This is a genomic window from Cyanobium sp. NIES-981 (assembly GCF_900088535.1).
Classification (GTDB): domain Bacteria; phylum Cyanobacteriota; class Cyanobacteriia; order PCC-6307; family Cyanobiaceae; genus NIES-981.
This window is the reverse complement of sequence record NZ_LT578417.1, coordinates 793,722-818,485: the sequence shown is the minus strand read 5'-3', so window position 1 is coordinate 818,485 and position 24,764 is coordinate 793,722. Positions and strand designations below refer to the sequence as shown.

Annotated in this window: 18 protein-coding genes, 1 tRNA gene and 3 pseudogenes; 5 read left to right on the top strand and 17 right to left on the bottom strand. The window is 62.3% G+C overall.

The window, feature by feature from the left end:
- Positions 1 to 15: 15 nt before the first annotated feature.
- Positions 16 to 1,572: an IS21 family transposase gene (istA, locus tag CBM981_RS15775; RefSeq protein WP_087067414.1), complete on the top strand. Its 1,557-nt coding sequence runs from the start codon at positions 16 to 18 to the stop codon at positions 1,570 to 1,572.
- Positions 1,487 to 2,254, top strand: a complete 768-nt coding sequence (gene istB, locus CBM981_RS04210; RefSeq protein ID WP_304441605.1) for an IS21-like element helper ATPase IstB — start codon at positions 1,487 to 1,489, stop codon at positions 2,252 to 2,254. Before istA ends, istB begins: the two co-directional genes overlap by 86 nt.
- Before the next feature lie 352 nt (positions 2,255 to 2,606).
- On the opposite strand, the gene CBM981_RS16155 is transcribed toward istB, so the two are convergent.
- The 9 genes from CBM981_RS16155 to CBM981_RS04165 all read right to left on the bottom strand — a co-directional run bounded on the left by CBM981_RS16155 (position 2,607) and on the right by CBM981_RS04165 (position 14,853).
- Positions 2,607 to 2,873 (bottom strand): nucleotidyltransferase domain-containing protein, encoded by a 267-nt coding sequence (locus tag CBM981_RS16155; RefSeq protein WP_225867528.1) that lies wholly within the window; start codon positions 2,871 to 2,873, stop codon positions 2,607 to 2,609.
- Positions 2,806 to 3,180 (bottom strand): DUF86 domain-containing protein, encoded by a 375-nt coding sequence (locus CBM981_RS04200; protein WP_087067389.1) that lies wholly within the window; start codon positions 3,178 to 3,180, stop codon positions 2,806 to 2,808. Before CBM981_RS04200 ends, CBM981_RS16155 begins: the two co-directional genes overlap by 68 nt.
- Positions 3,177 to 3,494 carry a nucleotidyltransferase family protein gene (locus CBM981_RS04195; protein WP_087067388.1) on the bottom strand — a complete coding sequence of 106 codons (318 nt, stop codon included), beginning with the start codon at positions 3,492 to 3,494 and terminating at the stop codon, positions 3,177 to 3,179. The genes CBM981_RS04200 and CBM981_RS04195 overlap by 4 nt, the downstream gene beginning before the upstream one ends.
- Positions 3,491 to 7,693, bottom strand: coding sequence for a DNA methyltransferase (locus CBM981_RS04190; protein ID WP_225867527.1), 4,203 nt, complete (start codon positions 7,691 to 7,693; stop codon positions 3,491 to 3,493). Before CBM981_RS04190 ends, CBM981_RS04195 begins: the two co-directional genes overlap by 4 nt.
- Before the next feature lie 56 nt (positions 7,694 to 7,749).
- On the bottom strand, positions 7,750 to 11,121 hold the full coding sequence (gene drmD, locus CBM981_RS04185) for a DISARM system SNF2-like helicase DrmD (protein ID WP_087067386.1): 3,372 nt from the start codon (positions 11,119 to 11,121) through the stop codon (positions 7,750 to 7,752).
- Positions 11,118 to 11,483 (bottom strand): Rho termination factor N-terminal domain-containing protein, encoded by a 366-nt coding sequence (locus CBM981_RS04180; RefSeq protein WP_087067385.1) that lies wholly within the window; start codon positions 11,481 to 11,483, stop codon positions 11,118 to 11,120. Before CBM981_RS04180 ends, drmD begins: the two co-directional genes overlap by 4 nt.
- Positions 11,467 to 11,946, bottom strand: a complete 480-nt coding sequence (locus tag CBM981_RS04175) for a hypothetical protein (protein ID WP_087067384.1) — start codon at positions 11,944 to 11,946, stop codon at positions 11,467 to 11,469. The genes CBM981_RS04180 and CBM981_RS04175 overlap by 17 nt, the downstream gene beginning before the upstream one ends.
- Before the next feature lie 372 nt (positions 11,947 to 12,318).
- Complete coding sequence (locus CBM981_RS04170; RefSeq protein WP_087066680.1) at positions 12,319 to 13,455, bottom strand: IS5 family transposase; 1,137 nt, start codon at positions 13,453 to 13,455, stop codon at positions 12,319 to 12,321.
- Between the two features lie 283 nt (positions 13,456 to 13,738).
- A protein-coding gene (locus tag CBM981_RS04165) for an IS3 family transposase (protein ID WP_369801667.1) occupies positions 13,739 to 14,853 on the bottom strand; the annotation gives its coding sequence in 2 pieces (ribosomal slippage) (positions 13,739 to 14,592 and positions 14,592 to 14,853; 1,116 coding nt in all).
- Between the two features lie 73 nt (positions 14,854 to 14,926).
- On the opposite strand from CBM981_RS04165, the gene CBM981_RS04160 reads away from it, so the two are divergent.
- Positions 14,927 to 15,250, top strand: a complete 324-nt coding sequence (locus CBM981_RS04160) for a helix-turn-helix domain-containing protein (RefSeq protein ID WP_225867526.1) — start codon at positions 14,927 to 14,929, stop codon at positions 15,248 to 15,250.
- Positions 15,251 to 15,298: 48 nt separating this feature from the next.
- On the opposite strand, the gene CBM981_RS04155 is transcribed toward CBM981_RS04160, so the two are convergent.
- A protein-coding gene (locus CBM981_RS04155) for an IS3 family transposase (RefSeq protein ID WP_369801619.1) occupies positions 15,299 to 16,413 on the bottom strand; the annotation gives its coding sequence in 2 pieces (ribosomal slippage) (positions 15,299 to 16,152 and positions 16,152 to 16,413; 1,116 coding nt in all).
- A 75-nt stretch (positions 16,414 to 16,488) separates the two neighbouring features.
- Between CBM981_RS04155 and CBM981_RS15180 the strand changes: the two are divergent.
- A pseudogene (locus CBM981_RS15180) lies at positions 16,489 to 16,659 on the top strand (IS481 family transposase); the annotation flags it as partial.
- Positions 16,660 to 16,717: 58 nt separating this feature from the next.
- Here CBM981_RS15180 and CBM981_RS04150 read toward each other — a convergent pair.
- Positions 16,718 to 18,244 carry an IS5 family transposase gene (locus CBM981_RS04150; protein ID WP_225867525.1) on the bottom strand — a complete coding sequence of 509 codons (1,527 nt, stop codon included), beginning with the start codon at positions 18,242 to 18,244 and terminating at the stop codon, positions 16,718 to 16,720.
- 94 nt (positions 18,245 to 18,338) lie between these two features.
- On the opposite strand from CBM981_RS04150, the gene CBM981_RS04145 reads away from it, so the two are divergent.
- Positions 18,339 to 18,755: an integrase core domain-containing protein gene (locus tag CBM981_RS04145; protein WP_255376839.1), complete on the top strand. Its 417-nt coding sequence runs from the start codon at positions 18,339 to 18,341 to the stop codon at positions 18,753 to 18,755.
- A 562-nt stretch (positions 18,756 to 19,317) separates the two neighbouring features.
- Here the strand turns inward: CBM981_RS04145 and CBM981_RS04140 are convergent.
- The 6 genes and pseudogenes from CBM981_RS04140 to CBM981_RS04115 form a co-directional block, all read right to left on the bottom strand.
- Positions 19,318 to 20,460: pseudogene (locus CBM981_RS04140) on the bottom strand (transposase); the annotation flags it as partial.
- Between the two features lie 43 nt (positions 20,461 to 20,503).
- Positions 20,504 to 21,618, bottom strand: a protein-coding gene (locus CBM981_RS04135) for an IS3 family transposase (protein WP_369801604.1) whose coding sequence is annotated in 2 segments (ribosomal slippage) — positions 20,504 to 21,357 and positions 21,357 to 21,618 — 1,116 coding nt in all. Because the reading frame shifts where the segments join, the coding sequence is not laid out codon by codon here.
- Between the two features lie 74 nt (positions 21,619 to 21,692).
- Positions 21,693 to 22,025, bottom strand: a pseudogene (locus CBM981_RS04130) (transposase); the annotation flags it as partial.
- 1,601 nt (positions 22,026 to 23,626) lie between these two features.
- On the bottom strand, positions 23,627 to 23,944 hold the full coding sequence (locus CBM981_RS15770) for an integrase core domain-containing protein (protein ID WP_225867523.1): 318 nt from the start codon (positions 23,942 to 23,944) through the stop codon (positions 23,627 to 23,629).
- Complete coding sequence (locus tag CBM981_RS15765) at positions 23,944 to 24,144, bottom strand: hypothetical protein (protein ID WP_225867522.1); 201 nt, start codon at positions 24,142 to 24,144, stop codon at positions 23,944 to 23,946. Before CBM981_RS15765 ends, CBM981_RS15770 begins: the two co-directional genes overlap by 1 nt.
- A gap of 539 nt (positions 24,145 to 24,683) precedes the next feature.
- Positions 24,684 to 24,757 (bottom strand) — tRNA-Pro (locus tag CBM981_RS04115).
- Positions 24,758 to 24,764: the final 7 nt, after the last annotated feature.

The following is a 24,764-nucleotide window of genomic DNA, read 5'->3' as shown; positions in this document are numbered from 1 at the left end:
CAGATTGCGCTGTACATGTCCAAACGACGAGCCGGCAGCCGCCAGGAGGTGGCTGCCGCAGCGGCGGGCATCTCGGTGAGCAGTGCCCACCGCATTGATGCAGGCCGCCTCCAACCCAAAGCCGCCAAGCCCCGCACCAGGCGCCGACCCGATCCATTGGCGGAGGTCTGGGAACCACTCTTACTGCCGCTGCTGGAGCGCCATCCAGCGCTCACGCCCACCACCCTGCTGGAGCACCTGCAGGAGCAAAAGCCTGATCAGGACTGGAGTTCGGTGAAACGCACCCTGCAGCGGCGGGTACAGCAGTGGAAGGCACTGCATGGCCCGGCGCCGGAGGTGATGTTCCCGCTGGCCTACCAGCCCGGCGAGATCGGCTTCTGCGACTTCACCCGGGTGAAACGGGTGGCGATCACCCTGCGCGGACAACCGTTCCCCCACCTTCTCTTTCACTACCGCCTGGCCTGGAGCGGCTGGGCCTACGGGCAGATCGTCCACGGCGGAGAGAGTTTCGTGGCCCTCTCCGAGGGTCTGCAGAACGCCCTGGCCGCCTGCGGTGGGGTGCCCAGAGAGCTGCGCACCGATCGGCTCTCGGCCGCCAGCCGCAACCGGGATGGCAGCTACGCCCTCGACATCACCCCCCGCTACCAGGCCCTGTGTGCCCACTACGGCCTGTCCCCCAGCCGCAACAACCGGGGTGTGGCCCACGAGAACGGCATCGTCGAGGGACCCAACGGCCATGTGAAACGGCGGCTGGAGCAGAAGCTGATCCTGCGCGGCAGCTGTGATTTCGAGGAGCCGGCCGAATACGGCGAGCTTCTCGCTGAGGTGTTCAGCGCCCTCAACGCCCCCCGGCAACGGCGCTACGAGCAGGAGCTGGAGCATCTGGCCCCTCTGCCGGCGTTCCGCTTTGCCGACTACGAGCGGCTCACGGTGCGGGTGCGGAGCACCAGCACGATCGAGGTGAGGCAGGTGATCTACTCGGTGCCGCCCACCCTGATCGGCCGTCAGGTCACGGTGCGGCTGCACCACGACCGGCTGGTGGTGTTCCTGGGCAGCGGCTGGGTCTGCCAGCTCCCGCGCGCCTATGGCGCCGCAGGTGAGAAGCGGGCCTGGTGCATCGATCTGGAGCACCTGATCGATGGCCTGCGGGCCAAGCCCCGGGCCCTGCTCCATTGCCGCTACCAGCGCCACCTGTTCCCGGATCAGCGCTGGTGGGAGTTCTGGCAGCAGTTGCTGGCCGGCGGTGAGCGTGACGGTGCGGCCCGGCTGATGGCGGAGGCCCTGTATGTGGCGGTGCGGGTGGCCTCGTTTGAGTTGGTGCTCGCCTTCCTGGAGCAGGCCCAGCGCCGCCAGTCCCTGTCCCTCTCGGCTCTGCAGCAGCGCTTTCGCGTGCCGCCCCGCTGCCCGAGCCTCCCCGATCCCGTCATTCCCCAACACCTGCTGGCCTCCTATGACCACCTCGTCCCCGCTGCCGCGCTCACAGGCGGTGGAAGCGGCCCTGCCGCTGCTGCTCAAACAACTCAAGCTGGCGCGGTTTCGCAGCCACTGGCAGCCGCTGGCCGAGCAGGCTGAGGCCCAGGGCTGGAGCCCGGGCCAGTTCCTCTACGCCCTCTGCGAGCAGGAGCTGGAACAGCGGCAGACCGCCCGTCAGCAGCGGCTGCTGCGCGGTGCCCATCTCCCCTGGCAGAAGGGCCTCGACGGCTTTGACCACCAGCACCTCGATCCCCGCCAGTGGCAGGAGCTCCAGAGCCTGGCGCGGCAGACCACCTGGCTGCTGCAGGCGGAAAACCTGCTGCTGTTCGGTCCCAGCGGGGTGGGCAAGACCCACCTGGCCATTGCCATCACGATGGCGATGGTGGCGCAGGACCAGGTCTGCCGCTTCTTCCCCGCCACCACGCTGGTGCAGCTGCTGCAGAAGGCCAAGGCGGCCTACGACCTGCCGGCGATGCTGCAGAAGCTCGATCGCTACGCCCTGCTGGTGATCGACGACATCTCCTACGTGCGGCGCAGCGAGCTGGAGACCTCGGTGCTGTTCGAGCTGATCTGCCACCGCTACGAGCGCAAATCACTGCTGGTGACCAGCAACCAGCCCTTCCGCGAGTGGGACGACATCTTCCCCAGCGGCTCCATGACCGTGGCAGCGGTGGACCGGCTGGTGCACCACTGCCACATCATCGGCATCAAGGGCGAGAGCTACCGGCAGAAGGCAGCTGCTGCAAGGGTTTCCAGCGATTCCAGCGACCCGCCAACGTAATTGACGCGGGCGTCAGCACCGGCACGATCACCGGCATCAGCGGCCCAGACGTCCAAGACCAGGGCGGCGACGCGACAACTGGCCCACCTGTCGAGGCAATCTCCCCGCGCAACCAACCAGATTGACGCGCCGCGACATGCCTGGTCACGATCCAGTCCTCATCGGCAGTTCAGGCCTGCAGCAGGGGCAAAACCGGTGCCGCTCACCGGTCAACCTGATTGACGCCACCCTTCAACCTGATTGACACGGGACAGGGTTTCATGGCTCAGCCAGAAAACCAGGTCTGAGTGAGACCGGGAGGTGGGCTCAGAGCTGCGGCGAGTGAGGTTCTTCGTGGCAAGGAGATCCTTGTTCAGAGGGCCAGGGCCTGCTCCAGGATCTGGGTGCGAATCAGTGGATGCAGGCTCTCCGCTTCGGTCACGTCCACCGAACAGCCCAGCAGGTCTTCCAGGTCCTGGCGCAGGCTGATCAACCCCAACAGGGACTGCTCCGCTGGGAGGTCAACCAGTAGGTCGAGATCGCTGGCGGATCTCGGCGGAGGTGGCCATGGCTCAGGGGCTCTCCTTGCTGCTGGCTTCCAGCGTGCGGATGGCTTCCAGAACACCTGGCAAGGCCTCATGGCAGATCAGCAACACCTGCTCCGCGTCGAGATCGAAGTACTGGTGGGCGATCACATCGCGGAAGCCCATGGCGCCCTTCCAGTCGATGTGAGGGAACGTTGTTGCCAGCAGCCCTGGTTGGAGCTTCTCCAGACGCTTCAGGGCCTCGCCAGCTGCCAGGAACTGCATGCAGATCACATCGAGCAGATCCTGCCCCTCCTCGCTGTCCAACAGGCCGGGGTTCGCCAGCAGGGGACTGGCCTTGCGCTCGATCCGCTCCAGGGCCTGGCGCAACGGTGTGAGCAGCAGCAGAAGGTCGCCGCTCACGCGCTGACGCCCTCCCGCAGGATCGCCTGGCGCAGGGCGGGGTTCATGCGCTCGCGGAGGCGCACGAGGTCAACGGGCCGCTGCAGCAGGGCTTCCAGCTCCTGCTTCAGGTGCACCGTGGCGAAGGGGGTGAGGGGATCGAGTTCCACCCACACATCCACATCGCTGCTTGCCGTGGCCTCGTTGCGGGCGGTGGAGCCGAACAGGCCGATGCGCCGCAGGTGAAAGCGCTTCGCCCAGCCCTCCTGGTGGGACCGCAGCAGGGGGAGGAGCTCCCCAGGCGTGGGGGCTGTCGCGGATGTCTGGCTGCTCACAACCCCAACCCCATCTGCTCAGCCTTCTGAGGCTCAGTCTCGCCCGGCTGGCTCGTCTTTGGTGGCCTCCCCCGGCGCTTTCCGCCACCTGGGCCCGCAGCTGGTGCGGTCCTTTTCCCGCCCTTGCCATGCAGCCCCTGAGCAACCTCTTCCTGCTTGAACTGTTCATTCAGGGCAAGAAGCCTGGCCAAGATCTGGTCCTGGAACTCTTCGGAGAACCGTAAGCGCCAAGGCAAGCGCGTTTGGCTACTGGTGGCCAAAGAATAGCTGTCTTGAAACTGTGCTGCTTCCTCTTGGGTCCCGAATTCGGTCACCGCAAAGTAATCCGCATTGTGGCTGCCATCTAGCAAGATGTCGTCTAACTGAACTGGCTCATCTAGTCCATAAACATACTGCGCGCATCTGGAGGACGGAAACCCATACGCCCTTAGAGTCAAGGCATCAATCTCGCTCAGCAACTGTCGAGTTTGAGCAATCTCAGGATCTTGGCATCTGGGATCATTTATCATTCTGGTAAAGTCCCTGAGAACAAGGCTGTTCTTGGTCATAAACTGCTGCCTCGTTCTTACATATACGGACGTCGCTTGTTCAAGAGAGCTCAATATGCGATAGAGAGCTTCGCCCTCTTCGGATTGAGTTGGCGCCTGAGGCGGGCTCGAAGGCAGAGTTATTATTTCTGGCAATGGGAATCTTTCAAAGCATCTGTCTTTAGAATAAATGATGGAACCAGATTCTGTTGTGGCGGCAAAAAATAGCACCCATGCTAAATGAATTCTTGACTGCAGGATGCCAAGCGCTGCCATGCGGGAGCTTGGAAATGCGATGATCTGCTTGTCTATAAGAATACTCCTGGGCGCTATTGCAAACTCCTTGTAGAAGCTGGTTTGAGGCGTCACAATTGTAAAGGTGCTGAGATATTCTGGATTTTTGCTGGAATCCTCTGCCTCCTCGATCCTTCGATAAAGGTCTTGCGCTGAATGATAGTGCTGCCACCAATTAGCGCATCTATCGCCATGTGCTGAATTGCTGCTGCTAACCGATTTGATCCGATCCTCATAGGCGCGGGATCTTAAGTGCTCAAACAGCTTGGGATATGCACTAGAAGCAGAGTCTTGATCGGCGACTCCAAAATCAATTGCATATCTTCGCGGCCTGCAATCGCTCGTGCCGGTTATGTCTCCCGCTTTAAGGTAGCGCTTAATAGCATTCTTGGATGCGGGCTCTTCCTGCAAGATCTCCTCCATCGTCTGCAGGCTTGACGAAGAAGATGCACTCCTCTGGTTGTCGACGTCCTCAAATACAAAGCCTTCGCTCTGCAATGTAGTGCCAATAAAGCAAAGGCTTAGGTTGCGAGAAAGCTTGCTGGGCTCGCCAGATGGTCCCTCCTCAAGTAGATAGGGGGTGATTATCCTTGCGGGCTTGCCGTTTATGATTCGACGAATGCTTGGATCAGGATCCTTAAGAATGCACACATAGCTTACTTTGACCGAAGCATCTCCGGGCCACGGGAATCTCTTCTTTGCGGAGTAGATAATGCCGCCAAGGGCCGCTATCTTGATAAGTGAGCTGCTTGCGGTGTCTCCTTGGGAAATTGTCTTTGTGGCCAACAGTGCGAGGGCTCCCTTTGGGGAGAGTAACTCGAAGCACCTTCTGAAGAAGTATGCGGACAAATCGCATTTCCCTTGCACTCCAGGGAGGCGGCTCTTTGGGAACTCGACATATCCTTGTGGGCCAATTCTTCCTGTCAGCGAGTGTCCAGCAAAAGGTGGGTTGCCCAGGAACACATCGAAGCCCGGCTCGGGCCGCCCGAACACATCCGGGAAGGCCAGCTGCCAGTGCAGCGGCTGAATGCCCTTCTCGCCCTCTCGCAGGCGCTCCAGCGGTTCCGCCAGCTCGTCTTCCAGGTCCGTCGCTGAGCTGTGCCGCAGGGTCTCCCCCAGATAGAGCTTCTTCAGCTCTTCGCGGTCCTTCGGCTTCTTGCCATTGAAGAACGCCGCCACCAGCAGATCACCCACGGTGCGCAGGTAGGCCGTGCTGGCATTCAGTTCGTCGAGGGCCTGGCGCTTCTGGGCGTCGTCGGCATCGCTGCGGCTGTCGGCATGGAACAGGGCGAAGCTCCTGGCCTCCTGCTGGCGCACCTGCTCCAGGTATTCGATCTGGAGTGCGCGCTGCAGGCTGGCTCCCTTCAAGGCCGCTTCGATGTCGCTGCGCTCCATTCCCACCAGCGAATCGCCGCACTTCAGGGCGTGATCCACAAACGTGAACGGTGCGTCCTTGCTCAGGCTCACCAGCCAGAGGCTGAGACGGGCCAGGTTCACCGCAAACGGGTTCTTGTCGACCCCATAGAGGCAACTCTGAGCGATCAGCCGGCGGGCGTAGATCAGGGGCTCTTCGCCGTGGGCGTGGCCGCCGGGCTTCAACGCCTCCGGCAGACCCTCACGGGTCCAGGCCTGCTCCAGCAGTTCGGCCAGATACCTGCAGCTCTCCACCAGGAAGGCGCCAGAGCCCATGGCCGGATCGCAGATCTTCAGATCGAGGATCTGGGCCGCCGTGGGGCGGTGATGGCAACGCTCCAGCCAGGGGCGCAGGGCCTCCTCCACAATCGGCCGGGTGAGCGCACGTGGGGTGTAGTGGCTGCCGCTGCGGCGCCGCTCCTCCGTGGGCTGGAACACCAGGCCGCCGGCCGCCTGGGGGCCATCGAACAGGTCGCGGTTGATGCGCGGGGCCAGGGCTTCCAGCAGCTCGGCTTCTGAGCTGGCGGCCTTCAGGGCGTTCGCGGACTTGGTGGGGAGCGCGGTGCCCGCTTCCGTTTCCAGCCAGGCCTTGCGTTTGCCGCCGGGCAACGCCAGCAGGGCCTCGAGATCCACCGCCGTGGTGATCTGCTTCTTGGCCCCCTGCGGCTTGCTCTTGAGGCCGATGCAGCGGCCGGGAATGCGGCGCACCGCATAGCCCATGATCCCCTCGTACACCGAGCCGATCTGCTCCACATCCAGTGCCCGGTAGCTGATGCGCTCGCCATGCACGATTAGCAGGTTGCGCAGCACCGCGAGCACCACGCCATCGCTGATCCAGGGCGTTTCCAGCCAGGGGTACTCCCTGGGATTGAACAGCTGGCCTTTGCGGGCCGGCAAATAGTCGGCCGTGGGGCCACCGCCATCGAACACCAACCGGCACAGGCTCATCAGCCCGGCCCATGCCCCGAAGCGCTGCTCCATCGTGTCGGGGTACTCGCTCTCGTCCTGCTGCAGCTGCTCGAAGATCGCGCTGAGCTTGTAGTTCTGCTCGTACACCGCATCGCTGGGCATCAGCGCTTCGTCTTCGGCGTAGAGCAGAAACACCAGCCGCATCAGCACGGTGATCAGCCCTCCGTAGAGCTGCTGGGGATCGCGGTCAGGCAGATCGCCCAGCAGGGGGTTCTGCTCGTCCTGCACGCGGCTCAGCGCATCGGCCTGCTGGAAGCCCCGCAGCAGATCCCACAGCGCTGCCAGCACCTGATCGGCCAGGGCATTGCTCACCACCGCCTGGAAGCTGCGGCTCTTCTTCAGCACATCCGTGAGGCGGTAGCCGGCTGGATCAAGGAACACATGGCTCTGGCCCAGCAGCAGATCCAGACCGGAGAACATCAGCCGGCCACTCACCTCTGCCAGATCGGCCAGGCGGAAGGTGAGGTGGCCTGAGCTCTCGCCCTTGGGGGCCACCACCAGCCGCAGCTGGCCGCCGTTGAACAGCAGGCCGGCTTCCACCCCCGTTTCACGCAGCAGCCGCTCAAGGCGCTCCTGGGCACTGGCCCGCCAGAGGTGCTCACCATCCGTCACCTTCTGATCGAAGGCCGCGGCCGGCAGCAGCTCTATCACCAGCAGCTGGGCCCCCTCACCCGCCGCGGCCGGCACCACGGCTGTGGGCGCGAGGGTTTCTCCCAACTCATGCAGCTCCCGCGTGTAGGCCGCGATTGTTCCTGGATCGCTGGCGAGCTGATCGGGATGCCAGCCCAGGTGCTCGGTGAGCAGATCGGCCAGCCGCCGAAAGCCCCGCTCACCGTCGTTGTCTTCTGTGTCGGCGCCGTTGCTGATGGGTTCGAGGGCTTCGCGGTAGCGCTCCTGGCGCTCCAGCAGTTCGCTGCCGCTGCGCGTCAGCACCCAGCCCGCCTCCACCATCGCGGCCGGCGCCACCACCAGACCCACCGGCTGCAGGTAGCCCATCCACTCCTGGTGGGCCCTCAGTTCGGGGTCAACGGCGGGGGGGCGACGGGGCATGCCTATCCGCTGATGGGCCAGAGATACACAAGCCCGGCGGGCTCCAGCCGGTGGGTCACCACCTCGTAGCTGGCCTTGATGCGCTTGGGCTCACTGCCCAGTTCCACTTCGATGGCCTCCAGGCGCCGTTGCCAATGCTTCTGATCGGCGGCCAGTTGGCGCCGCTCCTGGCTGGAGAGCCTGGCGAGATCCAGAGCCGGCACGTTGATCTGCTCCTCCAGGCCGGGGATCAATCCGGTGGGATCGGCCGCGGCCGTCTGCCTGTCGAGCTTGGCCAACTCACGGGTGCGCTGACGCAGGGTGGCGTTGATCCGTTTGCGCTGGCTGCGCAGCACCTCCCTGAGGGACTGAGCCTCGCTGTTGCCCCTTTGCTTCAGCAGCTCGGCTGCCGCGTCCAACGCGGTTTCCGACTCCTGCTTCAACAGCGGCAGCAGGGCCATCACGTCCTGCTCGGCCATGGCCTGGAAGCGGCTGGTGTCGATGCTGGGCAGCCCGCCGTTCTCGGCTTCCTGCAGAGCCGCCTGCAGCAGCCCCCAGGTGCCTGTTCGGCTCGATCCGCCCAGCGGGCGCAGGGCGGCCTGGCGGTCGTCGCCGGGATGCCAGTCCGCCGCCACCGTGATCAACTCGTCATGCAGGCGGGTCGCCCCCTGGCCGAACAGCGACAGGCGCCCGAGCACCACCACCTTCGGCTGCGGATCACTGGTGGGCAGCACGCAGGCGCGGCTGAGTTCGTGGTGCAGGAAGCCCTGGCTGAGGAAACGGCTCAGCAGGCGCTGCACCAGCCGATGCTCCAGATGCAGGTGCACCGCCTCGGCGCTGAGCCGGCCTGGGTCTGAGAAGATCACCGGCCGCACCGGGTTTTCCCGACGCCAGTCGGCCAGATAGGCCTTGGCGGGCTTCACACCACGCAGGCTGTCGAGGGTGCCCTCCCAGCTTCTGTCGCGCGTCTGGGCCACCAGCTCCTCGGGGTTCGCCAGTCGCCAGCAGGGCTGGCCCCGCTCATCGGTGTGGGGCTCCAGGCCCGACACCCCAAGCAGCTCCAGCGACACGTTCAGCGCCTGGCGGAAGGGGTCGTGGGCAAAGGACAGCCACTGCTGCGACCTGGCCAGCAAGTGCCGCAGCCCGTCCTGCTGCTGCTCCAGCTCCTCCACCCGCCGGCTGGCCTCCAGGTCCTCGCGTGCCTTGGTGAGGAGGGCGCCGCGATCGGTGTTCGCGGCAGCCATGCCCTCCAGCTGGCCCTGGAGCGCATCGATCCGCTCCAGATCGATGCCGGCCTCCAGCGCTTCATCCACCTGCCGCTGCACCAGAGGCGAGAGCGAACCGAGTTCCTGGCGGATCACCTCGGTCTTACGCACCAGCACGTCCATCACCCGGTCTTCCGGCCGGTCTTCCAGCAGGAAGTAGTGGCACCACACCTGCGGGGCCTGCTGCAGCTTGCGGTCGATGCGGCCGTTGCGCTGCTCCAGCTTACTGGGGTTCCAGGGGATGTCGAAGTGGATCAGGTGTTTGCAGTGGTTCTGCAGGTTCACCCCTTCCCGCGCCGCATCGGTGGCGATCAGGATGCGTAGGGGCTCCTGGTCGGGGTCGGCATTGAACTGGGCCTTCAGCCGTTCGCGGTTGTCTTCGCTCATGCCGCCGCTGAAGCTCGCCACGCGCTGATCGGCTTCCCTTTCTCCCAGCAAGTGGTGCAACTGCCGCTCCAGGTAGCGCTTGGTGTCGACGTAGTCAGTGAAAATCAGCAGCCGTGTGGGCTGCCACTGCAGATCGGCGGTGCCCAGGCCAGGACAGAGATGCTGACGGAGCCACTCAGCCAGCCTTTCGACACGGGGATCGGGGCGGTTGCGATGGGCCGCGGCGATCGTCGCCATCTCCTCCAGCAGCGCCTGGTCGCTCTGATCAGCAGCCAGGGTCTGGCGGAGAGCGGAGCGGGTCTGCGCCTCCTCCAGGTTCAGCACCTCGTCATCGCTGAGGTCGGCCAGCTCGCTGTCAGCACTTACACCGCCTTCCAGCAGCTCGAGTTGGGCTTCGCGTTGCTGCTGTTGCTTCTCGGCCAGGCTGCGTTGATGCACGGCCAGGGTGCGGGCGAAGGCATCCACCGAGCTGAGCAGCCGTTTCTGCAGGTTGGTGATGACCAACCTGTCAGCGTTGAGGAGCCGTTTAAGAGCAGCCTGGGTCGGCGCTCCTTCGGCCAGGAGGCGGCGCTCCCGTTGCTTGCGGTACTTCTGCAACAACCGTGATAGGGCCAGCTCCGGGGTGTCTGGCGCCAGTGAGCCCTTGGGAATCCGAAGCGGCTCCACAATCCGCTCCGGGAACTCCTCCCCGATGTGGCGCAGGTCGTCCTTCAGGCGCCGCACCAATACCGAGTCGAGATCAGCCTGCTCGAAGGGCACCCCCCGCGTGAAGCGCGCTGGATCCAGCAACTCCAGCAGGGCCGTGAAGCTGTTGCTGTGGCCGTTGTGGGGAGTGGCGCTCAGGAAGATGCGGTGCTCAAAGCGAGGCGCCAGATCCCTCAAGCTGCGGGTGAGGCCCGAGTCGATCGCGTAGCGCAAGCTGTTGCTGGCGGGTGCCGCGTTGTGGGCCTCATCGAGGATCAGCAGGCTCTGGAGCGGTGCCTGGTCGTCGTTGCCGCGGCCCTGCTCCAACCAATCGATCAGGGGTGCGGCGTAATCGCTGTTGCGCAGCAGAGCGTGGGAGATCAGGAAGCGGCTGCCGGTGCTCCAGGGGTTGGTGCCGTAGCCCCGCTCCTGCCGCACCCTGGCCACATAGGCCCGGTCCATCACGGTGAACGCCAACCCGAAGCGCTGGGCCATCTCCTCTTGCCACTGCCGCAGCACCGAGGGCGGGCAGCTGATCACCACCCGACGGATGCGCTGGCGCAGCAGCATCTCCCGCAGGATCAGGCCGGCCTCGATCGTCTTGCCCAGGCCCACGTCATCAGCGATGAACAGGCCGATGCGGGGCATCTGCAGGGCCTTGCGCAGCGGTTCGAGCTGGTAGGCCTTCACGCCGATGCCGGCCCGGTAGGGGGCCTGGAACAGCTCGGCGTCGGTGGCGGTGACGCAGTTCCAGCGCAGGGTGTTGAGGTAGGCCGAGAACTGGCGCGGTTGATCGAAGCCCCGGCTGGCCACCATCTCCCAACTGCTCTCGCCCAGCAGCTCAAAGTCGATCTCCCGCTCGAGGAACACCGTGAGGCGCTGGCCGATCGCCTGGTCCTCCATGCAGGCCAATGACACCACCGTGTCGCAGCCCTCCGGAGGCCTGCGTGGGTAGGGCGGCTGGACGTCCTCCACCAGGTAACGGCGGGTGCGGCAGCGCACCACGGCCCCTGGCTTGAGCTTCTGGCGCCGGCTGGGTTTGGTGGGGGTGGCGGTCATCCCAGCTGAGCCATCAATTGCTTCACCAGGGCCACCAGTTCGCTCTTCTTCAGGCTCTCCACAGGACGCGGTGGGGGCTCAATGCCATGGTGCTCAAGCAGCTTGGCTAGATCAGCCTTCTTCATCCGGCTGTAGCCCTTGATCCGGTGCTCTTTGCACAGGGCCTTGAGCGTGGCCAGGGTCTGATGGGTGAAGGACCCCCTGCCCAGCAGGGCCTCCACCTCGGTCGTTCCTGGCAACGCGCTGGTCGCCGCAGCAGCGCTGGCCTGCTGCAGCTCCTGGTCCAGCGCCCGCAGGCTGCGGGCATCGGACTGGGCGATCGTTCGCAGGTTGTCCCGCAGGGCGTCAGCGATCCGGCCCATCGCCAGCCTCCAGCTGCTGCTTCATGGCGGCCTGCTTCTCCAGCAGTACCTCCAGGTTCTGCTTGCTTCTGGTCCAGCGGTTGATGAAACGGATCACCGCCTGGATCATCCGGCCGATGAAGGAGCCTCCGGCGTAGGTCTTCCTGCCCTTCTGGTAGGCCGCGAACTCATTCACCAGGTCGTCACCCGCGTCTTCCAGATCCCCGATCACACCGGTCACGATCTCGAGCATCTCGTAGGCCTCTGCCCGCACCGAGGCCTCCCGGGCAGCGATTTGCCGCAGCTTCTCCTCCAACGCGCGCATGGCGTCCCGACTGCGCTGGGACTGGGAGCGGTGGATCCCCCGGCTCACCATGAGTGAGCGGTAGGAGCTACGGAGACTGAGGTAGGTGGTCTCGAGAGTCTCCCGCTCCAGTTCCGTGGGGTCCGGCGGGAAGGTGGTTGTCGAGGGGAGGTCGGCCACGTAAGCCCCAGAGACTGCTCCCTTGAATGGTGGTCGCGGGAATCCTCGACGGCAATGAACTCGGCGTCTGACCGGGCTGGTATGCAGGGAACGCATCAAGCCTGGGTCTTCTCGCTCTCGCTTGATCGGGGCAAGCCGGTTTGGCACCGAACTGGCGGACCCCCAAGACCTTGCTGGAGGAGTGGGCCTAAGAGTTTGCAGAAAAAATCTCGTCGCGAGGCGAGTTCTCCCCCTCCGTGACCCAGCCAGCTGGTCATGGCGAGGCGATTATTGGAATGACTCAGGCTCGCTGTGAGTCCCTGATCCTCGGGATTGGTACCTCGCTCGACGCTGAATCTCCTCGCAGGCTCCCATCTCTGGAGAACGGCCTGTTCATGCCATCGCCTCCACAGGCCTGAGCAGGTTGCTCAGGCGGATCAGGTTGTAGGCGATCACATGCAGTCCGAACATGGCACTGACATTGGCCTGGCCGCGCAGCTTGAACTGGCGCAGGCCGCCGAACTGCTTGATCCAGCCGAAAACCTTCTCGATGCCGCGGCGTGCATGGATCGACTTGGCATAGCCCTCATGGCGAGTGGTGCGGCCATCGATGGCGGAGCCGCCGGAGCGTCCTGCGTTCTGGGCGACATGCGGGGTAACGCCGATCCGTCGCATCTCTGCGACGAATCCATGGGTGTCGTAGTTCTTGTCAGCACCGATGGTTTTCTGGTGGTGCCCGGGGAGATCGGCGGCCATCTCCTTGGCCGCATCCCGTTCGCCGTAGCCGTCAGCCTGGGTCACCCGGCAATCCACCACCAGGGCATGGCGGTTGTCCATGAGCACATGCCCCCGGTAGCTGGGCAGGGCCGGGTGAACATTCGACTTGCGGGCCAGAAGAGCGTCGGGATCCGTGCCGGAGCGATGGGTCTTGTTGCTGAGACGCACCCCGCGGAAGTCGCCCTTGGCCCGCTTCCTGCCATCCTTGGCCGCCCCGAATCCCTCGCCAGGGCCTGATGGCGGAGGCGGCGGGTCATCCTCTCCGTCGATTCGCTCCAGGGAGGCATGTGAGGCCCAGGCTTGGAGCAGGGTGCCATCGACGGAGAAGTGTTCATTGCTGAGCAGCGGTTTCACCTCCGGTGCCGCCATCAGCTTCTCCAGGAACCGGCCCATCAACTGCTCGTTGAGCAGCCGCTCACGATTCTTGGTGAACGTGGTCGGATGCCAGATCGGATCGTCAGGACTCAAGCCCACAAACCAGCGGAACAGCAGGTTGTAGTCGAGCTGCTCCAGCAGCAGGCGCTCCGAACGGATCCCGTAGAACGCCTGCAGCAGTGAGGCCAGCAGCAATTGCTCAGGCGGTATCGATGGCCTGCCTTCTGAGGCATAGAGATGGCAGAAGGTGGGATTGAGGCGATCGAGAGCCTGATCCGCCAGCTTGCGAATCCGCCGCAGCGGATGGCCGGCCGGAATCCGCTCCTCGATCGAGACGTAGGAGAACAGTGAGCCTGTGCGCTCCTGCTGACCACGCATCAAGCCTGAGGCGGATACTCCATTTTCGCAGGGGTGGGCGGGTTTTTCAGCGAACTCCTAATTGTGTAGTCCCACCACGTTGTTCAGCTGACGATTGGGTGTGAGGTCGCCAGGGTCGGGGTGTCACCGCCCATCCCAAGACCTCACACCCCATGCATAGCCACCCCAATGCCCGACTGACGCCGATCAGTCGGGAACGCCTGATTCGTCGGCACCTCAATGAGGGCGTGCCTGACGTGACCCCCTTTATCGGTCCAGGGCTTATGAGAGTGGGTGGTCATGGTCATGCTGCAGCTCCTTGTTGAGCTGCCTCCATGGGCGTACGCCCTTGGAGGGCCGAATGCGGCCTGAGTGAGTTGTACTCCCATCGCCAGCGATCGGCCAGGATCTGAGCCTCCGGGGCTGTGGTGAACAACTCGGTGTTGAGGAATTCATCGCGGAACCGGCCGTTGAACGACTCGGCAAAACCGTTCTCCCACGGGGATCCTGGCTCGATGTAGGCCGTGCTGGTGGCGCTGCTGGCCTCGCACCAGTCCCGTAGGGCCTGGGCAATGAACTCAGGGCCGTTGTCCGATCGGATGAACGCTGGCGCCGGGTAGAGGCTGGTGAGTTCCTCCAGCACAGTCACCACGTCTTTGGCCTTGCACCGCCTGCCCACCCGGATCGCCAGGCAGAGGCGGCTGTGCTCGTCGATCACGTTCAGGAACTTGAGTCTGCGGCCATCGGCGGTGGCATCGAACTGGAAATCCATGGCCCACACCTGGTGGGGATGCTGGGCCCGGTGACGCCTCACCGAGCCGTCGGCGGGCCGTGCCCGCTTCCGCTTCCTGGGAGTGGGCCGCTGCAGCCCCTCCTCCCGCCAGAGCCGTTGCACCCGCTTGTGGTTCACGGTCCAGCCCTCCCGACGCAGCAGGCGGTAGGCCATGCGGCGGCCCCAGCGGATGTGCTCAGCTGCAATCTCCCTCAGGCGGTGCCGAAGCTTGGTCTCCTCCAGGTCGACGACCTTCCCGCAATGGCGCTGGGTGCTGCGGTGCTGCCCCACAACACGGCAGGCCTGGCGCTCTGATGCCCGGTAACGCTCCTGCAGGACCGTGACGGCCCTGCGACGGCGTTCCGGGCTCAGAAGTTTCCCTCCGCAAGGTCCTTGAGCATCGCCTTCTCCAACTCGGCTTCTGCCAACAACTTCTTGAGCCGGGCGTTCTCCTTCTCCAGCTGCGTCAGCCGGCGGGCCTCCTCGGCCTGCATCCCGCCGTACTGCTGCTTCCAGCGGTGATACGTCGGCTGTGTCACCTCGATGACGCGGCAGACATCGGCGACGGTCTTGCCCTGGGCAATCAGCTGGTCGGCGGTCTTGAGCTTGCGGATGATCTGCTCCGCTGTGTGCCTGGTGCGTTTCATGGTGAAGTCCCCGGCCCAGTCTGGCCGGCTGAGGACTCTCATTCACCCTGGACCAATTCCCGGGGTCCACGTCATGCCGCTCAAGGCCCTTGCGGCACAAGCCGGGATCAGCCTGCGCAGCGCCTACAAGTGGCTGGCGCGTTTCCGTGATGGCGGCGTAACGGCACTGGCGGATCGACGGAGTGTTCGCCGCACCCAGCGGCGGACGCTCGATCCGCAGCAACTGCAGCAGGCTGTGGATCTACGGCACCAGCGCTGCACTCTCCGGCGCATCGCCAGGGCCGTCAAGGCGCCCCTCTCGACCGTCGGACGTGTGATGAATGCCCTGGGGCTGGGACGGCTCAGAAATCTTGAACCCAAGGTTCCAGTTCGCCGCTACCAGTGGGAGCGGCCTTGACGTGACCCCCTTTATCGGTCCAGGGCTTATGAGAGTGGGTGGTCATGGTCATGCTGCAGCTCCTTGTTGAGCTGCCTCCATGGGCGTACGCCCTTGGAGGGCCGAGTGTGGCCTGAGCGTGTTGTACTCCCATCGCCAGCGATCGGCCAGGATCTGAGCCTCCGGGGCTGTGGTGAACAACTCGGTGTTGAGGAACTCATCCCGGAACCGGCCGTTGAACGACTCGGCAAAACCGTTCTCCCACGGGGATCCTGGCTCGATGTAGGCCGTGCTGGTGGTGGTATTGGTCTCACACCAGTCCCGTAGAGCCTGGGCAATGAACTCAGGGCCGTTGTCCGATCGGATGAACGCTGGCGCCGGGTAGAGGCTGGTGAGTTCCTCCAGCACAGTCACCACGTCTTTGGCCTTGCACCGCCTGCCCACCCGGATCGCCAGGCAGAGGCGGCTGTGCTCGTCGATCACGTTCAGGAACTTGAGTCTGCGGCCATCGGCGGTGGCATCGAACTGGAAATCCATGGCCCACACCTGGTGGGGATGCTGGGCCCGGTGACGCCTCACCGAGCCGTCGGCGGGCCGTGCCCGCTTCCGCTTCCTGGGAGTGGGCCGCTGCAGCCCCTCCTCCCGCCAGAGCCGTTGCACCCGCTTGTGGTTCACGGTCCAGCCCTCCCGACGCAGCAGGCGGTAGGCCATGCGGCGGCCCCAGCGGATGTGCTCAGCTGCAATCTCCCTCAGGCGGTGCCGAAGCTTGGTCTCCTCCAGGTCGACGACCTTCCCGCAATGGCGCTGGGTGCTGCGGTGCTGCCCCACAACACGGCAGGCCTGGCGCTCTGATGCCCGGTAACGCTCCTGCAGGACCGTGACGGCCCTGCGACGGCGTTCCGGGCTCAGAAGTTTCCCTCCGCAAGGTCCTTGAGCATCGCCTTCTCCAACTCGGCTTCTGCCAACAACTTCTTGAGCCGGGCGTTCTCCTTCTCCAGCTGCGTCAGCCGGCGGGCCTCCTCGGCCTGCATCCCGCCGTACTGCTGCTTCCAGCGGTGATACGTCGGCTGTGTCACCTCGATGACGCGGCAGACATCGGCGACGGTCTTGCCCTGGGCAATCAGCTGGTCGGCGGTCTTGAGCTTGCGGATGATCTGCTCCGCTGTGTGCCTGGTGCGTTTCATGGTGAAGTCCCCGGCCCAGTCTGGCCGGCTGAGGACTCTCATTCACCCTGGACCAATTCCCGGGGTCCACGTCAGCCTGGCGACATGATCCATGTCGACACCAAACAGCTGGCCAGGTTTGAGCGGGTCGGTCACCGGATCACCGGTGACCGTCGTCAAGGCTCTTCCCGAGGCGCCGGCTACGAGAAGGTGCACGTCGCCATCGACGACGCCACCCGCCTGGCGTATGTGGGGCCTCCTGAGAAAGTGAGCCGCGGGCAATGCGCACCACAATGAGCCTGCCCGGGCGACCTCTGAGTGATCCTCAGGCCCCGCTGAGCTGACAACTCAGCTCTCTGCTGCTGGAGCTCAGAGCCCGTGCGGCGGAGACCAAGAGTTGCCAGCAGAGCACAAAATAGAGACAAAGAAGCTCCAGGAGCTTCTGGAGGTTCATGACCAGGACATTCATCGCGATGGATAAACCCTGTGTTGCCGGCAGTTTCTCTCGGATCAATCCCAATCCATAGCGACGCTTGCCTTGACCGATCTTGCCTTCAACAGCATTGCGCCGCCTTTGATCATCAACGAACTGCCGCCTCTCGGCTGCCACCAACTCCGGATCATTCTTCGGGCGACCAAGACGAGGCCCACTCAGCCGAATGCCGTGACGCTGGCAGAATGCCCGATTTGATCTTGTGCGGTAGATCTGATCAGCGCAGATCACCTCCGGATAGCAGCCGTATCGACGACGATAGGCTTGGGCCTGAACTTTCAGATCTTCCCCTTCGTTGTAGGGGTCAAAGCTCAGCCGATCCAGGAAAGCAAATCCTTCATCGGTGACAGAAAGTGAGATCTTGGCGCCGAACTCAACATTGCACCTCGCCTTGCCGCGAACAATTGGCCTGATGTGCGCTTGACAGAGGCTGACGATGCGAGCGGGAATACTTCTGGTGTCTGAGCGATAGAGAATGTTCTGCTGGCGGACCAGCTCACTGACAACCAACAGCTTCTGATAGGCATGCCGCCCAGCCGCCAGAAGGCTTGCGCCACAGGCTGTCAGGGCGTCAATGTTGGCAAGGTTGCGCTTGAGATGCCCAAGCTGTTGCTTGATCGCTTTGCGGATCTTGAGAAACCGAGGGCGTTTTTTCTTGGCCACGGCGAGGAACTGCTGCCTGGCCTGCTTCCGATGCGTTCGTGGTTTGTGACCAAAGGACTCTCTGACCTGCGAATACATGGCATCGATCAGAGTCTCGGTGAGCTCTCGGCCTTCATTGAGCAGCGAGAGATCCGTTGGATGCCGAATATCTGCCGGAACGCATGTCGCATCAATCAGCAGTGACCCCTGATTTGGCCGTGGCGTTTTGGATTCAATCTTCTGATCAGCTGCGCTCCCGGCTCCGCCTCCATCGCTGCTGTCGTGCTCATCAACTGCAGACGAACGGATCACGTTCAGACCGTGACGCACGATTCGTTCATTGCAGTCATTCACGACCGAATCTGGCAGCCGCTTCCGGAAGTACACCATCATTGATGGGTCAAACGGAGCCGAGTACTGAAATGCCTCCAGGCCGATGAAGAACTGGAGATAGGGGTTCTCTTTGATTTGCTCAACCAGTTCTTCATCAGTCAGCCCCATGCGGGCCTTGATGATCAGGGCGCCCAGTGCCATGCGAAATGGCTTTGCCGGGGCGCCAAAGCCCTTGCAGAACTGAGCTGCATAGTCACCTTCCAGCTCATCCCATGGGATCAGCTCAGCCAGCTTGATCCAGCGATTGTCACCAGAGAGCTTTCCTCCAAACGGCAGGAAGAAGTCCTCGAACGAGAGCTGATCACGATGCTCACGTCGGTACATGTGGAAAACTCTGGGCGGCTTTTGGGCGCAAACGAGCCCAATCTCGTACATTTTAGCCGAGAAAACTGCTCACATCCATTGCGCTGCAGTGGATGTGGCTTTTCTCAGGAGGCCCTATGTGGAGGTGCTGGCCGACGAGCAGAGGGCAACGACTGTTGGATTCCTGGCCCGTGCAGTCGGTTGGTTCTCGGAGCAGGGGATCACCTGCCGGAGGATCCTGTCGGATAACGGCTCCGCCTACCGCTCAGGGGATTGGCGAAAAGCCTGCCGGGCATTGGATCTGAAACCCATCCGCACCAAGCCCTATACGCCGCAAACCAACGGCAAGGCCGAGCGGTTTATCAAAACGATCCTGGCGGAATGGGCCTACGTGATCGCCTACCAGACATCGGAGGAACGCAACCGCTGGCTACGTCGCTATCTGGCCATCTATAACGGCAACAGGTGCCACATGGCTCTCGGTGGCCTCACGCCTCAGCAGTCCCTCCAGCGATTGCTGATCGCTGAATGACCTGGTGAGAAAACACACCTAATGGGCCTAAGGGTTGTGTATCACCATGTTGTTCAAGCGAGCAGCTCAGCGAGCCTCTGTTGAGACAGAACCCCATGAAGGACGCAGCGCACTATGGTGGCGGCTCGAGCAGTGACCCACATTTGATCGGTGGGGCTGAGGGCGCCAAGACGCGGGCGCCTCGGATCAGCGGGCTGGATTGAGGGAGTCGCTGGAGGTGACTTCTCAGGGGTGGGGCTGTGGGCTGACGTTGCTCCATGCCAACATTGTGCTAGGCCCTATATAGTCTATTCCCCTAGGAAGCTCCTTATTGAGAGCACAAGAGGCAATCCTGCAACAGCGCCTACGAGTCCGAATGGTGGTGGGGAGTAATTTGTAGATGATTCTCCACCTGCGCCATTTTGCATGCTGTTCTCGGTCTACGTGGGGCCTCCTGAGAAAGTGAGCCGCGGGCAATGCGCACCACAATGAGCCTGCCCGGGCGACCTCTGAGTGATCCTCAGGCCCCGCTGAGCTGACAACTCAGCTCTCTGCTGCTGGAGCTCAGAGCCCGTGCGGCGGAGACCAAGAGTTGCCAGCAGAGCACAAAATAGAGACAAAGAAGCTCCAGGAGCTTCTGGAGGTTCATGACCAGGACATTCATCGCGATGGATGAACCCTGTGTTGCCGGCAGTTTCTCTCGGATCAATCCCAATCCATAGCGACGCTTGCCTTGACCGATCTTGCCTTCAACAGCATTGCGCCGCCTTTGATCATCAACGAACTGCCGCCTCTCGGCTGCCACCAACTCCGGATCATTCTTCGGGCGACCAAGACGAGGCCCACTCAGCCGAATGCCGTGACGCTGGCAGAATGCCCGATTTGATCTTGTGCGGTAGATCTGATCAGCGCAGATCACCTCCGGATAGCAGCCGTATCGACGACGATAGGCTTGGGCCTGAACTTTCAGATCTTCCCCTTCGTTGTAGGGGTCAAAGCTCAGCCGATCCAGGAAAGCAAATCCTTCATCGGTGACAGAAAGTGAGATCTTGGCGCCGAACTCAACATTGCACCTCGCCTTGCCGCGAACAATTGGCCTGATGTGCGCTTGACAGAGGCTGACGATGCGAGCGGGAATACTTCTGGTGTCTGAGCGATAGAGAATGTTCTGCTGGCGGACCAGCTCACTGACAACCAACAGCTTCTGATAGGCATGCCGCCCAGCCGCCAGAAGGCTTGCGCCACAGGCTGTCAGGGCGTCAATGTTGGCAAGGTTGCGCTTGAGATGCCCAAGCTGTTGCTTGATCGCTTTGCGGATCTTGAGAAACCGAGGGCGTTTTTTCTTGGCCACGGCGAGGAACTGCTGCCTGGCCTGCTTCCGATGCGTTCGTGGTTTGTGACCAAAGGACTCTCTGACCTGCGAATACATGGCATCGATCAGAGTCTCGGTGAGCTCTCGGCCTTCATTGAGCAGCGAGAGATCCGTTGGATGCCGAATATCTGCCGGAACGCATGTCGCATCAATCAGCAGTGACCCCTGATTTGGCCGTGGCGTTTTGGATTCAATCTTCTGATCAGCTGCGCTCCCGGCTCCGCCTCCATCGCTGCTGTCGTGCTCATCAACTGCAGACGAACGGATCACGTTCAGACCGTGACGCACGATTCGTTCATTGCAGTCATTCACGACCGAATCTGGCAGCCGCTTCCGGAAGTACACCTGACGTGACCCCCTTTATCGGTCCAGGGCTTATGAGAGTGGGTGGTCATGGTCATGCTGCAGCTCCTTGTTGAGCTGCCTCCATGGGCGTACGCCCTTGGAGGGCCGAGTGTGGCCTGAGCGTGTTGTACTCCCATCGCCAGCGATCGGCCAGGATCTGAGCCTCCGGGGCTGTGGTGAACAACTCGGTGTTGAGGAACTCATCCCGGAACCGGCCGTTGAACGACTCGGCAAAACCGTTCTCCCACGGGGATCCTGGCTCGATGTAGGCCGTGCTGGTGGTGGTACTGGTCTCACACCAGTCCCGTAGAGCCTGGGCAATGAACTCAGGGCCGTTGTCCGATCGGATGAACGCTGGCGCCGGGTAGAGGCTGGTGAGTTCCTCCAGCACAGTCACCACGTCTTTGGCCTTGCACCGCCTGCCCACCCGGATCGCCAGGCAGAGGCGGCTGTGCTCGTCGATCACGTTCAGGAACTTGAGTCTGCGGCCATCGGCGGTGGCATCGAACTGGAAATCCATGGCCCACACCTGGTGGGGATGCTGGGCCCGGTGACGCCTCACCGAGCCGTCGGCGGGCCGTGCCCGCTTCCGCTTCCTGGGAGTGGGCCGCTGCAGCCCCTCCTCCCGCCAGAGCCGTTGCACCCGCTTGTGGTTCACGGTCCAGCCCTCCCGACGCAGCAGGCGGTAGGCCATGCGGCGGCCCCAGCGGATGTGCTCAGCTGCAATCTCCCTCAGGCGGTGCCGAAGCTTGGTCTCCTCCAGGTCGACGACCTTCCCGCAATGGCGCTGGGTGCTGCGGTGCTGCCCCACAACACGGCAGGCCTGGCGCTCTGATGCCCGGTAACGCTCCTGCAGGACCGTGACGGCCCTGCGACGGCGTTCCGGGCTCAGAAGTTTCCCTCCGCAAGGTCCTTGAGCATCGCCTTCTCCAACTCGGCTTCTGCCAACAACTTCTTGAGCCGGGCGTTCTCCTTCTCCAGCTGCGTCAGCCGGCGGGCCTCCTCGGCCTGCATCCCGCCGTACTGCTGCTTCCAGCGGTGATAGGTCGGCTGTGTCACCTCGATGACGCGGCAGACATCGGCGACGGTCTTGCCCTGGGCAATCAGCTGGTCGGCGGTCTTGAGCTTGCGGATGATCTGCTCCGCTGTGTGCCTGGTGCGTTTCATGGTGAAGTCCCCGGCCCAGTCTGGCCGGCTGAGGACTCTCATTCACCCTGGACCAATTCCCGGGGTCCACGTCACACCATCATTGATGGGTCAAACGGAGCCGAGTACTGAAATGCCTCCAGGCCGATGAAGAACTGGAGATAGGGGTTCTCTTTGATTTGCTCAACCAGTTCTTCATCAGTCAGCCCCATGCGGGCCTTGATGATCAGGGCGCCCAGTGCCATGCGAAATGGCTTTGCCGGGGCGCCAAAGCCCTTGCAGAACTGAGCTGCATAGTCACCTTCCAGCTCATCCCATGGGATCAGCTCAGCCAGCTTGATCCAGCGATTGTCACCAGAGAGCTTTCCTCCAAACGGCAGGAAGAAGTCCTCGAACGAGAGCTGATCACGATGCTCACGTCGGTACATGTGGAAAACTCTGGGCGGCTTTTGGGCGCAAACGAGCCCAATCTCGTACATTTTAGCCGAGAAAACTGCTCACATCCATTGCGCTGCAGTGGATGTGGCTTTTCTCAGGAGGCCCTACGTGGTTTGTTCTTATGCAAGCATCTCCGCCACAGCTGTTATCTCCCACCCAGTACACTCTCATAGCCCTAGGTGAGCAGATGATGTGTCAACACACAAAGTATTGCCTGGATGGTCTGTGTCTGGATCTTATGCAGGCATAATCATGCATGTCATTTGTCCAGCTGCATTGCTTTGTGCCCAGCCCTAGAACCTTGTATATTCTACGTGGCAAGCGACATTCAGCAAGATGTCGGGCGGAAACTGTTTCAATAGCGTTATCTTCTGGCTCTATATAAACGTGTTGACATTATAGTATTGCACGCGGATCCAAGCGTTATCGATTCTGTAGGAGCTGCCGTCCGCACACCGGCTGGTGTCACTGTTGACAGGTTCTTTCAATTCTTTGTGAGTGCCCTCATATGTCAGGGCGTATGAGCGCTAAGGGCTAATCACCTCAGTGGCACTAATGTGGCGTCGGCAAAAAGCGCTTGAGATGCACGCTTCATTACGGTAAAGTGATTATCAGGCAATGCATTATTCATCGTGATAGTTCTTGGCCCATAAATCGACCTTTGGAAGGTTGCTGATAAAGCTGCTAACTCAAGACCGGCCCCAGTGGTTTTTATGGTTTAAAACTAGTCCCCTCAACCGGTAGCTGATCTCGACGAATTGGGCCTCGCTCCATCCACTGCCCTCCTGGTCGAAAACCTGCGGGACCAAGGCAAGAGCGACTCAGGTCGGCCTATCAGGCGAGCAGGCATCCAGCAACGCCAGCCCGTGCTCTAGCACCTGGCGTAGCGCCTGTACCTTGATCGGGTCCATGGCGACAGTAAATGTACGGGCATCCATGTGGGACTGAATCTCCGAAGTTGGCGACGGACTCGATCAATAGCTGGATGCAGTAAAACCGACCGGTAGCAGAGATTCATGCTGGCTTGATCTGTGTCTCATTGAATGGCAGGGGGAGACTTTGAATTGGGATCACAGGGATTTGCCTGGTCTTCCGTTGTTACGCATCCCAGTCTTTGCCCGTACGCAACACTAGCTTTATACATTAAACGTGGTAGGCGGGTTCTGAAAATTAGAGATAATATTGGCGCCAATATCGACCATTCTCGCACTCTTCTTGATTCAGCTTCCTGAAATGTAGGCCATGGCACTGCAATGCTGCATTCGTCTGGGCACAGATGCTTGTTGCGCTCGAACCAATTGCTGTAGGCATCTTGTGATGACGACTGCGCAGCAGCTTTTGCATTCTTCTCAACCTGCTCATGGTCATCTCCTATGGAAAATGACCATTCGCCAGGTATGTGATAGACAACATCTTCCTCCTTTTTGGGGTTGCAACCGCACGCAAAAGCCATCGGCAGCCTCGGATTGGACCCTCTCGCTGTAGCCACTGGGCGCACAATTGTCAACGCTATGTGAACTTTCTCCGAAGCAGCTGCATTGTTCTTCTTGAGTTATCAGACGAGCTTGGGCCCAGCAGGGTCAGCACCCTGCTATTTGTTGTGTATCCCCACGACAATCAGGCGAGCGAGCAGCTCGGCGAGCCGTTGCTGAGGTGAGCGCCAGCCGAGGGCCGAGTGCTTCCTGAGACGGTGATAGATCGACAGGTGCCGAGGCAGCCACCGGTTCCGCTGCTCCGAGTTCTGGAACGCCATGGCGTAGGCCCTACCCCGGCAGAGGGTCTGGATGAACCTCTCAGCCTTGCCGTTGGTTCTGGGCGTGTACGGCCTGGTGAGGATGTGCCGCAGACCCAGGATGCGGCAGGCCTTGGCGAACGCTTTGGAGACGTAGGCAGGGCCGTTGCCTGCCATTACCCGCCGGCACTCGATTCTCTGCGCGTTGAACCAGGCCTGGCACGGCTCAGAAAGCCGATCACGGTGGGCTTCTGCTCATCGGCCAGCACCTCCACGTAAGCCAAGCGCGTGGCATCGTCCACGGCGACATGGATCTTGTCGTAGCCGACGCCGTAGGACCGACCCTGCTGGCGATTGCCGGTGATCCGGTGGCCCACCTGGCGGAACTGGGCCAGCTGCTACTCCTTCGGAGAAGCCAGCTGCTCGACATCGATGTGAATCAGGTCGCCGGGCCGCTCCCACTCGTACCGCTGCACCGGCGGTTTGGGTTCCAGGTTCCGGAGGCGTCCGAGGCCGAGCCGGCTGAGGACTCTCGTTCACCCTGGACCGATTTCCGGGGGCCACGTCACCCAGCCAACTCCTGAAATACACGACCAACACCATCCGGGAGATCGCGAGTCGGATCATTGGCAGAACCTTCAGCGTCGTTCACAATTCAGAGCTGGGACCGGAGCTCCGGCGGGTGCTCGACGATCTCCTAGAGGCTTTGGAAAGTACCTGCCCTGACGAGGTGATCTCATCTACCACTCCGGCTCAACGCGAGCCCAGCCTGCCTGTTGAGCGTTTGCCACTGGTTCGCTGCCAGGGTCGGCGAGAGTTGCCCTAATCCCCATGGGGCGGGAGTTGCCGCCAGTCCGATGGGCTTCTGTCCAATCCATGTCCAACCGGAACCTGCACCAGATCCCTGAAAAGTCAGTCGGGGCGACAGGATTCGAACCTGCGACCTAGTGCTCCCAAAGCACCCGCGCTACCAAGCTGCGCCACGCCCCGTCGGGCC